Source organism: Kitasatospora sp. NPDC001119 (genome assembly GCF_053598475.1).
The window spans coordinates 72318-83535 of sequence record NZ_JBSFKI010000035.1; the positions used below are offsets into that span (position 1 = coordinate 72318).

Genomic DNA, 11218 nt, shown 5'->3' on the forward strand with positions numbered 1-11218 from the left:
CTGGTTCATCCGCGGATCTCCTTGAGGATCAACGTGTCGGGCAGGTCCGGTGCCAGTACGGCGAGTTGGGCCGGGCGGATGCCGCGGAACACCGTCACCACGCGGCCGGCCGGCAGCGGGCGGGTGTCGGTGACGGCCGGGTTGAGGCGCAGCAGTTCCGCGAGCGGGACGCCGTTGCGGGCGGCGATGTCGGTGAGCGTCTCGCCGGCGGCGTCCCGCACCCGGTAGCGCTGCTCCTCGTAGCGGGCGAGCCGGGCCGGGACCGTCGGCTGCGGCCGCGCGAGTTGGGCGGCGAGGTTCTCCAGGCCGTCCGGGGTGAGGCTGCCGGGCACGCCGGTGAAGGCGTCGACGTCCACCCGGTCCACGCCGGGGACGGCCTGGGCGGCGGCGAGCACCTCGGACAGGTGGGCGGGCTGGCCGAGTTGGCGTCCGGCGTAGCCGAGCCGGTCGAGCAGGGCGCGGCGCACCGCCGGTTCGACGAGGTCCCAGGAGTGGTCCGGGGCGACCTTGACGCCCGCGGCGACGACCAGCAGGACGAGCTCGCGCACGGCGACCCGGACGGGCAGCCGCGGGTCGCCGTAGGCGGTGAGCGAGGACCGCAGGGTGCGGAGCAGGTCGGAGTCGGCGGCGAGCGGGATGTCGTCCACCCCGGCGACCGTGACGTGGACGAGTTCGCGCCGGCCGTCCGAGAGCCGGGTGGCACTGGCGCGCCCGATGCCGGCCCGGGCGCGGGTGAAGTCCTCGTAGTCGGGCACCGAGACCAGCCGGTCCAGGGCGGTGACGGCGAGCGGGATGGTGCGCCTGGCCAGGCCCGGCCCGTCCGGTCCGGCGCCGCCGGTGGCGGGCAGCGGGTTGACGACGGCGGAGACGCCGAGCGGGCGGGTGGTGAGCTGGGTGATCCGGCCGGCGCCGACGTTGCCGCTCTCGCCGATGCCGATCCGGTAGCGGGCGCGGACGTTCTCCCGGCCGGTGGCCAGGCGCGAGCCGTGCACGCCGTCGCCGAAGGTGACGGTGGTGCGGCCGTCGGCGGCGGTCGCGGTGACGTAGACCCGTTCGTCCGGGCCGCGTCCGGTGAGGCTGTCGACCTCGTGCCAGAGCACCCCGTCGACCCGGACCTCCAGGGTGCTGCGCGCGCCCCCGGGGGTGTCGGCGGCCAGCCAGGTGAGCGGCGACTGCCAGAGGGTGAAGCGCTGGCCGGGGACACCCGCGTCGCCGCTGCCGATCGCCTCGTCGCGGGTGGCGCCCTGGGTGGCGCGGACGACGTTGCCGAGGACCTGGACGGTGTCGCGCCGGTAGCGGAAGGCGAGCGGGGCGCTGAGCGTGACGGTGGTGCGGACGGTGTCCCCGGGCAGGAGCGGGTCGACGCCCTGCTCGACGCCGGCGATCATGGCCAGCTCGGTGCCGCGGACGCCGGTGGTGTGCGGGAGGTCGGTCCGCTCGCCGCTGACCGCGATCCACCGGCCGGGGCTCAACCCGTCGTAGAGCCGGGCGAGTTCGATCCGGTCGCCGCGGACGTCCTCGGTGACCGGCTCGTCGGCGAGCCGCAGCGCCTCGCCGCGGGCGTAGACGGTGGCGTCCCGCAGGTGCGAGAGCTGGGTGTCCTGGTCGTCCAACCAGGGCTGCTGCAGGGAGAGTTCGGTGACCTTGCCGGTGATGCCGAAGTCGGCGCGGGAGACCACGCGCACGTCGGTGACCCGGGTGATGACCTCGGCGAGGTCGCGGCTGCCCGGGATGCCGCCGTCGAGGCCCTTGCGGGGGCGCTGGATCACCACCCAACTGCCGGGCGCGATCTGGTCGTATACGGCGTCGAGGGTGAGCACCGTGCCGGAGACCGGCTGCAGCTTGGTGGTGAGGGCCACCTCGACGGCCGGCGCCGACTGGTCGGTGCCGGCGTAGCGGTGCACCCGGACGTTCAGCTCGCCGGACTCGCCGGTCCGCTCCTGGCCCGGGTCGAGCTGGTAGTCGAGCGCGGGGCCGGGCCCGCCCTCGACCTTCACATGGACGCGGCCGTCGGCCTGGGGGCGGGACACGAAGACCGTGCGCTCCGGCAGTTCGGCCAGCAGCTGGGCGCTGACGCCGGGCTCCGGGGCGGGCGCGGGTACGGCGGTCCGCAGGGCGGACGGCGGCGGTACGGGCGGTGCCGTCGGCTCGGTAGTGACGATCTTGACCTGGCCCGGCCCGAACGGGAAGGTGTGGTCCCACGGCAGCGAGAACCCGCTGTGCACCAGGCTGCCCGCCTCGACGTACGTGAAGTCGGCGGTCTTCGGGACGGTGCCGGCGTCGTCGAAGGCGATCCGGACGCTGACCAGCGTGCTGCCGGAGAGCGGCCAGTCCACGTAGCGGTCGATCCGGCCGTCGGTGCCGTAGACGGGCTTGAGCGGCGCGGTGGCGCCGAACGGGGTGGCGACCACCCGCATCGCCTGGATCTCGTGCACGGCGAGTGGCGCCGTCAGGTCGACCTGCCGCCAGGCGGGGTAGAGGCCGTCGCGCAGCCGGGGATCGAGCGCGGACAGCAGCTGCGCGCCGAGGTCCGAGCCGGGCGCGAACAGGCGCTGCGGGTCGCGGGCGAGGTCCCGCGCGCTGAGCGGGGGCCGGGCGGGGGCGGTGCGCAGCGCGGCCAGCAGCGAGCCGAGTCCGCGGACGGCCGGGTCGGCGGTGCCGGGGCCGGGGGGCCCGGGCTTGTCGGGGGCCTGCGGCGGCTCCAGCTGGTGGGCGCGGTCCCGCAGGCCGGTCAGCTCCTCGCCGAGGTGCCCGAACCAGTCGGCCACCGGCTGCTGGGCGTGGGCCAGTTCGGCGGCCTCGGCGGCCCGGTCGACCACCGGGGCGAGCCGGTCGGCGAACTCGGCCGGGGTGCCCAGCGGGCCGGCCGGCCGGTCGAGGTCGGCGCGCAGCGGGGCGAGTACCTGCTCGTCGAAGTCCCGGATGATCCGGCTGTGCTCGGGCCTGGGGTTCGGGGCGGACTCGGAGACGGTGATCCAGTCGGCGAGTTCGGCGCGCAGGTCCTTGAGGGTGCGCAGGTCCCGGGGCAGCCCGATCACCGTGACGTCGTTGTCACGGTCGAGCCGCACCTCGGGCACCAGCCGCAGCATCCGGTGGACCGGGTCGGCGGCCTTGTCGGCGCTGAAGACGAACAGCAGCCGGTCCCCGGGCCGCAGGTTGTTCGCGGTGCCGGCGGCGAACAGCTCGGCGCGTCCGCCGGGGTTCAGCTGGCCGGGCGTCAGCTGGTATGGGCGGCGGCGCAGCACGGCCAGTTCGTTCCAGGCCGAGCGGGCGGCGAGGTCCTCGGCGGTCTCGAAGGACTGCGGGTCCTCGCCGGGGCCGGGGACGCTCTGGCTGCGGGCGCCGCGCGGGATCACCACGGTCGGGTCCTCGGCCGCCCTCGGGTCGTGGTCGAGCGAGTAGGCGAGGTAGGTGTCGGCGGCCACGCCGGGCCGGGGCCGGTGCCCGACCAGCCGGCCGAGCAGGGCGAGCGAGTCCTCCTCGGTGGCGGTGCGCAGGTAGCCCTCGTTGGCGATCCGCTCCGAGTAGAAGGTGAGCAGGTCGGCGAGCACGGCCCAGGCGTCCAGCAGCGCGATCGCCGGGTCGTCCGGGGTGCGGACGGTCAGGTCGCGCAGCGCCGGGTAGGCGGGGCCGGACAGCCGGGCGAGCAGGCTGTCGAGGAACTCCCCGTAGCGGCCGACCCGGTAGCCGACGGCGTCCAGTCCGGGCGGGTTGAACACCGGGACCGGGGTCGCGGTGGCGGTGCCCGCGCAGCCGCAGGAGCACTGGCCGCTCATCGGCCACCTCCGAGGACGATCGAGAGCCGGCCGTTCTCCGGCCGGTCGGGGTCGTTGTCGCACGCGGCGATCTCCAGCGCGCCGAGCCGCAACAGCCCGTCGTCCAGCTCGCCGTCGTCCCGTCCGAACTGCCGCCGCAGCCTGGTCACTTCAGCACTGACGACGCCCGGCACGGCGGCCGCCGCGGCCACCAGCCTGGAGACCCGCACCGGTTCGCCGAAGCCCAGCGCGTCCGGGTGGAAGAAGCCGAGCCGGCCGTCCGGCAGGGCGCGGTTGCCCAGCACCCGGCGCAACTCGGCCAGGACGTGGCCGCGTTGGTAGCCGGCGGCGGCGCAGACCCGCAGTTCGAGGTCGATCGGCACCAGCAGGGCGGGCCGGACGACCAGGTCGTGGCCGATCCGGCGGTACGCCTCCAGACCGTGCCCGACCGCCTCCAGCAGGGCCGGGCCGGCCGCCGCCTGCCCGAACGGCTCGACGGCGACGTGCACCTCCTGCACGCTGCCCGTCCAGCGGAGCGCGGCCGCGGCCCGCCGGACGCCGGGCAGGGCGGCGGCCAGCTCCGCGTAGTCGGCGGCCGTGACGGCGCGCAGCCGGGTGCGGCCCAGGGCGAGCGGGGCGAGCCGGCGGACCTGGTCGAGCGGTTCGGGCTCGACCCCGCCGGTCGCGGGCAGCGGGTTGCGGACCAGCCGCACCGCGTCCTGCGGCCGGGCGGCGGCGCCGCGCCGGTTCGCCTGGGGCGGCCGGTCCCGGCAGACCACCAGGTGGTTGACGGCCTCCGCGCCCACGTTCCCGGCCGTGCCGTTGCCGATCCGGTACGCGACCTCCAGCGTGCCGCCGGGTGCGGGCGGCAGGCCGTGGCGCCCGTCGCCGAAGCGCAGCGCGAGGCGCCCGTCGTCCTCCAGCTCGCCCACGAAGTGCCGGTCCCGGCGGCCGTCGGCGAGCAGGTCCCGGCGGGGCGTCCACTCCTGGCCCGCCGAGGTGGCCCGGACCTCGGGCAGGGCGGCGCGCGGGTCCTGGACGGCGATCCCGGCCGCGGGGCCGGCCAGCGCGGGGGAGTCGGGGTCGAGCCCGGCGGCGTACCGGGCGCCCCAGCTCTGGGCCACCTCCCAGACGGTGGGCCGCCCGAGCACCCCGCCGGAGCGGGTGCGCGCGGTGAGCACCTCCAGGCGGCGCAGCTTGGCGGCGAGCAGGCGGGTGCGGCGGGCCAGCAGCTCGCGCAGCCCGGCGGCGGGCCGCTCCGCGAGCCGCAGCTCCTGCACCACCCGGGCGCCGAACAGCACGGTCAGTTCAGCGAGTTCGGCCCGGGAGAGGTGGTGACCGTCGCACGCCCGGTGCCACAGCCCCTCCAGCCGCAGCCGGACCCGCTCCGGAACGCCGGCGAGCAGGGCGGCCTGCCCGGCGCAGACGTGCGCCCGGTCCGGGTAGGCGGCCGCCTGGGTGACCGGCGCGTAGCGCAGCAGCGGGCGGAAGGGCTGCGGCAGCACCGGGTAGCGGCTCTGGTCGAGCAGGGTCTCCAGCGCCGCCGCCTGGGCGTCGGCCGTGGGCGGCTCCACCACCGCGCCCCCGCCGTCCTCGCCCTCCGCGGTCGCGCCGGGCGCGAGCAGCACACTCAGCCCGGCCCGCCGCACCGCCGCCTCGCCGAGCAGCGCGTCCAGGGCGCGGACCTGCTCCGGGCCGAGCTGGCGGCCGTCGCGGGCCTGGTCGAGCAGTTCCCGGATCGCCTCCGCCGCCGGGCTGCCCTCGGCGCGGTCCTCGCAGCCGCACCCGCCCGGCCCGCAGGGCGCCGTACGGACCGGCTCCGGCGGCACCGGGAAGGCCTCCGGGGCGCCGCCGCAGAAGGTGAGCGAGCGGCCGTGGTCGACCAGGGCGACGTTGCCGCGGGCGACGCTCACGTCGGCGATCGGGCCGCAGTCGCCGCCGCCGTGGGAGGACAGGCAGACCGGGAAGGCGAGCGCGTCCTCCGGCGCCCAGGTGACCTCCAGCACGGGCTGGTCGTACAGCTCGTCGACCAGCGGGGTGACGGAGGTGAGCCGGACGGCCTGGCGGTGCGCGGGGTCGGCGTCGGCGGGCGCGCCGGTGCGCGGGCCGAGGACCTCCTCGATGACCAGCAGGTCGCCGGGGCGCAGCGCCAGGTGGCGGGTGCGGGGCTCCGGCTTGTCGGTGCCGGGCCGGTCGCCGGGCGGGGCGGTGTCCTCGCGCGGGGCCGCCCCGGGCCGGTCGTCGCGCGGGCAGGGGTCGGCGTCGGGCCGGTCGTCGCGGAGGGTGGCGGAGGTCGCGCCCCGGGGCAGGACGCAGTCCTGGTCGCCCCAGGTCCAGAACCGGATGGTGTTGTGCGCGGGGTGCAGCACCAGGTCCGCCCCGCCGAGCGGCTCGAACACCTCCACCGCGGCGGTGCGGGTGAGCACGTCCAGGTCCTCGTCCGGGATCACCGTGGACAGCTCCGGACGCTCCTGCGGGCCCAGCCGGCCGACGTCGACGGCGGCGAACCGGAAGGTGCCGGACCGCAGGGTGACGGAACGGTCCACCTCCAGCGCGACGAACGCCCGGGCGTTGCAGCCGTCGTGCACCGCGTAGTCGACCAGCCGGACGTGCCGGCGCACCGACACCCGGCGGCGGGCCGTGTCGAGGTACGCCTCGGTGGCCACCGCGTCCTGCTGGTAGGAGAGCTGGTCGGCGGTGTAGGCGAGCAGCTCGACCAGGGTGACGCCGAGGTCGGGCAGGTGCCGCTCGGTCCAGCCGGGGACGGTCAGGCTCATCCGGTCCAGCACGAGCCGGCGCAGGCTCTCGTAGTCGCGCGCGGTGTAGTCGATCACCGGGGCCGGCCGGACGGCGGGCGGGCAGCCCTCGTCGGTGCGGCAGTCGTACGGGGACGGGCAGTCGGCGCCGAAGGAGAACCCGGTGTGCGCGTACCGCGGGTCGAAGCCCGGGAACGGGCGGGTGCCCGGCCGGCCGTACGCGTCCGCCAGGACCACGCTCAGCCGGTAGCGGGAGGTGTCGCCCGCCCGGTCGAGGGTGACGAGCATCCGGTCGTCCAGCTCCGGGTCGTCCGCGCGCTCGATGTCGACCGCGAGGGCGCGCAGGCCGGTGATCCGGCGGCCGCCGTCGACCCGGATGTTCTCCGGGCCCAGTTCGTCCGGCGCCCGGCCGAGGAAGGTCACCGTCAGCGTGCGCCCGTCGTCGCTCGGCTCGGCGCCGTCCAGGCCCAGCAGCCGCGCCGCGCGCACGTCGGCCCGGCGAAGTTCCGTGCCGCACTGTGAGGTCGGGAATTCCGCCTGGCCGGTCATGCCGCCACCCCGCCCTCGAACACGTCCTGCCGCCGGGTGCCCGTCCGGCGGACGACGTACGCCAGCTCGACCCGCACCACGTTGTCCTCGCTCTCCACGTCGAGCGCGACGACCTCGATCACATCGCCGAGCCACCGCTGCAGCGCCGCCTGGACGGACAGCTGCAGGGTGGCCGCCAGCTCCGGGCTGTTCGGCGCGAAGACCAGGTCGAGCAGCCCGCAGCCGAAGTCCGGGTGCATGACCCGCTCACCCGGGCTGGTGAACAGCAACTGCTCGATCAGGTCGCGCACATGGTCGTCGTACGCCGCCCCGGCGGTGCGCCCGCGGCTGTCGATCCGGAACGGGAAGGCGAGGTCCGTCCGGGCGGGCCCTGGCCTTGGTGCCATCAACTCGGCGCCGCTGACGGGCTGTTGGGTGGATCGCGTGGCGCTCATACCCCCTCCGCCCGCTGTTGGACGACGGTGACGACCGGCGACCCCTGCGGGATCTGCTCGGCGCTCTGGCACAGCCCGGTGGCGGACTGCGGCAGCGCGGGCGAGCCGTTCACCCGGATCCGGGCGGACGGCAGCACCCAGCGGATCGTGACGCAGGGCTGCGGCTTCCCCGCCACGGTGAACGGGCAGCCGGTCACGGTGTACAGGTCGGCCGTGCTGGTGACGGCCTGCCCGGCGACCAGCACCCGGCCCTGGGCGGGCACCGCCGTCGCCTGGGCGCCGTGCGGGCAGATCACCGTCGCATTGACGTGCAGCAGTTTTCCGGACAAGACAATCTCCCCCCGTCAGGTCACGCTCAGGGCGTCCTGGTTGATGGTCACGGTGGCGCCGACCAGCGCGATCGAGGCGCCCTGGCCGTTGCTGATCCGGATGCCCGAGTCGTTGATCACGATCGAGGCCCCGCTCGGGATGCGCAGCGTGATCCCCGTGGTCGGGTCGTCGGACAGCACGATCACCCGCCGCCCCGAGGTCTCCAGCACCATGTTCGGCACGCCCGGCGGCCCCGTCGTCGCCTCCACCGGTACCTCCGAGGCGGAGCCGTACCAGCAGCCCGTCCAGATCGGGTAACTCTGGTCGCCCTGCTCGAACTCCAGCCACACGCCCGCCCCGACCGGCGGCACGGCGTAGTGCCCCATGCCCGGGCCGGCCACCGGGAAGCACGGCATCGCCCAGGTCGACACGGCGTCGCCCAGGACGTCGGGCACCTGGGCCTGGATGCGGCCGATCCCGAGCGGGTCGGTGTTGGTCACCACCGTTCCCCGGTACTTGCCGAGGTAGCGGGTCGGTTCGGCCATGCTGGCAACTCCTGCTGGTCGGGGCGGCCTTGCGGGACTTCGACGCTCTGCGGTGCTGCAGTGCTGCGGTGCTGCGGTGCTTTGGCGGTTCGGTGGTTCGGTGGTGCGGGACTTCGGTGTTACGGGACGACGGTCGGCTGGAGGGCGATCAGGCCCTCGCGGGCCAGCGTGAAGTTCTGGGTGTACGAGCCGCGCTTGAGGTTGTGGGTGACGCTCTTGACGAAGTACAGGCCGTCGTAGGTGATCCCGGCCCCTCGGACGCCGACCAGTTCGCGCGGCCGCAGCACGTGCCCGTACCGGACGACGTCGAGCTGGCCCGAGCCGGAAACGGCGTCCGCCGACTGCATCGCCTTGGCGATCGTCTCGGCGACGGCCTGCGAGGTGTCCTTCTTGGCGGTGTCGGCGATGACCTTCTTCTTCAGCGCCGGCGCCGGCCTGAGCGCGAGCGGCGGCCGCAGGATGCTGACCTCCGGCACCGGCAGGATCGTCGACACCTTGGTCGCCGGCAGCTGGATGCGCGCCTCCGGCTCCTCGCGGGCGGTGCCGTCGAAGGCGAAGGTGAGCTGGTCGACATTGGACAGCGCGTCCATGTTCACGTTCAGCGCGTGCTGCGGGACGCCCAGCCGGACCTCCGGCCCCCAGTAGGCGCGGCTCATCCCCGGGACCGGCCCGGGGTCCAGGTAGAACACGTAACCGTTCGCCTTCGCCAGCTCGTTGACGTAGCCGAGGTCGGTGCCCTTCTGGAAGTCGATCCGCCGGGTCGGCATCGGCGTCTGCGGCACCAGCTCCGGGACGACCAGCGGCACCATGCCGTACTGCCCGTACTTGCCGATGATCGCGGCGACCCGGGCCGCCGGGGACATCGCGGGAAAGGGCACACCGGCCTGCTCCTCCAGGTCCATCAGCACCGTCAGGTCCTCACCGGTGACGGTGAGCGTGGACTGGCCGGGCTGGTTGCTGATCCCGACCTCCTGGCGGATGATCACCCCGTCCATCAGCACGGCCGGCGTCCCCGTGACCACCGCCATCAGCACGACCCTGATCTTCGGGTCGAAGAAGCCGCCCGGCAGCAGCGCGGTGTTGATCAGCCCGTTCTTCGACAGGTCGAAGGCCAACTGGAACCCGCTGCGCTGCCCCGACGCCACCGTCACCTGCGCCGACAGCAGCGCGTCGGTCACCGGCTGCGGCACCGGCACCGGAATCTGCGGCCCCATCAACAGGCTCAGGTGGATCGACCCGATCGCCCCACCCCCCGTCACCGCCGAGGCGTCAACCACTCCCCACCCCCGGCCCCGCTCCCGGCACCGCGCCGGGCAGCGCGATCGTGATCCGCCGCCCCGGCGTCGCGGTCAACTCCCGTGGATCGAGCACTGGGTTGGCGTCGGCGATCCGCCACCACTGGTCGGCGCTGCCGAGGTAGCGGTAGGCGAGCAGATCGGGACGGTCGCCTGCGCTGACGGTGTGCTCGGCGAGCGGGGTCAGCCCCTCCGCACTCGGCAGCAACCGTCGTCTGAGATAGGGGACTTGACGCCCGTCCGGCTCCGTGTGCAGCGCGACCGGGACACCGTGGTACCGGCTGGTCAGCGGGTACGGCGAAGGCGCCGGCAGCGCGTTCAGCGGGTCGACGGTCACTGGAACCCCCCTCCCACCCCGAGCGCGCCCAACCGGCCGTCGGCCGCGGCACCGCCCAGCCGCTCCTTCTGCGCCAGGTGCGCGAGATACAGCTCCGCCCCGCGGTGCCCGGTCGGCAGATCACTGACGGTCAGGACGCGCAGCCCGATCGCGACAGCGGCCCTGATCGGGTTCAGGTCGATGTCGAACGCCTCCTCCGTGATGGTCAGTTCGGTCAGCCGCACCGGCAGGATCCGCTTCCCACCCCAGGTGAAGAGGGTCAGCGGCGCCTCGATCGGCGTGACCTCCAAGGTCCCGAGCGAGGCCAACGCCTGGTTCGCCCGCACCTGGGCACTGGTCGGCTGCACCAGCAGTTCGAGCGTCGCCAACTGCGGATGAATCCCGTTCGGCGCCGGAAGGTCCAGCTGGTCGGTCGCGTCCAACTCCGCCGTGAACTTCCAGGTCTCGACAGCCGGCCCCTTCAACCGCAACGCCTCCGTCCGGTCCCCGCTCCCGTCCGCTCCTGCCACCTGCGGCGCCAACGAGCGCTCCAGACTGTCCGGATTGAACTGCAGCACCACGACCCGCTGCGGAGTGCCGCGCAGCGGATCGACGACGACCAGCCCGGCCCTGATCGGCTTCGGCGCGTCCGTGTACCCGGTCATTGACCACCTCCCTCCCGCCGCATGAGATCGGCTACGGAAGCCGCCTGGTCGCGCAGCGACTCCTCGGGATCAGATGTGCCCATCTCGGCGATGAGCGGCAGGAGTTCGGGCCAGAACGCGTAAACGGCTGCCCACAGGCCGCCCTCGCGGATCTCGCCGGTGCGATCGCACATCGCGTCCGTGATACGCCGGAAGAACGGCTCGTCCAAGGTGAGCGGGGCTCCGACCCCGGCCCGTACCAGGGAGGCACGGCGATCCTCGATCGAGTCGGCCTCGTCCACGGCGCGCAGGAGGTCGTCGGCGGAGACCGGCTGGAGGAACCGCGCCAGCAGGTCCGTCGCACCGTCGACATCACTCCGGTCCTCACCGGTGACCATGACGAATCGCACCCCGTACGGATGCTCCTCCGCGTAGTGGATGTGGAACGGACCCAGCTCCCAGGCCACTTCCCGGGTCAAGCCGAAGTGGAGAGTCGCGTTGACCTCCTTGACCTTCGTCGCCTGTGAACCCTCGACGAAGTCCGTCACCTCAGCCTCTCCGATGCCCTCGGGCAGCACCAGACGTCGTCCCCTGTGCGGTCCCCAGCTCATTCTT

At 74.6% G+C, this 11218-nt stretch carries 9 protein-coding genes; all 9 read right to left on the minus strand.

Features of this window, described 5'->3' with window-relative positions; genetic code table 11:
- Nucleotides 1–5: 5 nt before the first annotated feature.
- The 9 genes from ACWDD9_RS33855 to ACWDD9_RS33895 all read right to left on the minus strand — a co-directional run bounded on the left by ACWDD9_RS33855 (nt 6) and on the right by ACWDD9_RS33895 (nt 11181).
- Nucleotides 6–3776 (minus strand): putative baseplate assembly protein, encoded by a 3771-nt coding sequence (locus ACWDD9_RS33855; RefSeq protein ID WP_449813719.1) that lies wholly within the window; start codon nt 3774–3776, stop codon nt 6–8.
- Nucleotides 3773–7060 (minus strand): putative baseplate assembly protein, encoded by a 3288-nt coding sequence (locus tag ACWDD9_RS33860; RefSeq protein ID WP_449813720.1) that lies wholly within the window; start codon nt 7058–7060, stop codon nt 3773–3775. The genes ACWDD9_RS33855 and ACWDD9_RS33860 overlap by 4 nt, the downstream gene beginning before the upstream one ends.
- Nucleotides 7057–7446 (minus strand): GPW/gp25 family protein, encoded by a 390-nt coding sequence (locus tag ACWDD9_RS33865; protein WP_449813737.1) that lies wholly within the window; start codon nt 7444–7446, stop codon nt 7057–7059. Before ACWDD9_RS33865 ends, ACWDD9_RS33860 begins: the two co-directional genes overlap by 4 nt.
- 44 nt (nt 7447–7490) lie before the next feature.
- Nucleotides 7491–7823: a hypothetical protein gene (locus ACWDD9_RS33870; RefSeq protein ID WP_449813721.1), complete on the minus strand. Its 333-nt coding sequence runs from the start codon at nt 7821–7823 to the stop codon at nt 7491–7493.
- Nucleotides 7824–7838: 15 nt separating this feature from the next.
- Complete coding sequence (locus ACWDD9_RS33875) at nt 7839–8348, minus strand: phage baseplate assembly protein V (protein ID WP_049657827.1); 510 nt, start codon at nt 8346–8348, stop codon at nt 7839–7841.
- 119 nt (nt 8349–8467) lie between these two features.
- The gene (locus tag ACWDD9_RS33880) at nt 8468–9562 is read right to left on the minus strand and encodes a hypothetical protein (protein WP_049657830.1); all 1095 of its coding nucleotides are present in this window, start codon (nt 9560–9562) and stop codon (nt 8468–8470) included.
- A gap of 55 nt (nt 9563–9617) precedes the next feature.
- Nucleotides 9618–9980 carry a hypothetical protein gene (locus ACWDD9_RS33885; protein WP_220450028.1) on the minus strand — a complete coding sequence of 121 codons (363 nt, stop codon included), beginning with the start codon at nt 9978–9980 and terminating at the stop codon, nt 9618–9620.
- Nucleotides 9977–10624, minus strand: a complete 648-nt coding sequence (locus ACWDD9_RS33890) for a CIS tube protein (RefSeq protein WP_449813722.1) — start codon at nt 10622–10624, stop codon at nt 9977–9979. Before ACWDD9_RS33890 ends, ACWDD9_RS33885 begins: the two co-directional genes overlap by 4 nt.
- Entirely contained in the window at nt 10621–11181 is a 561-nt protein-coding gene (locus ACWDD9_RS33895; protein ID WP_074006026.1) for a hypothetical protein, read from the minus strand. Before ACWDD9_RS33895 ends, ACWDD9_RS33890 begins: the two co-directional genes overlap by 4 nt.
- Nucleotides 11182–11218 lie beyond the last annotated feature (37 nt).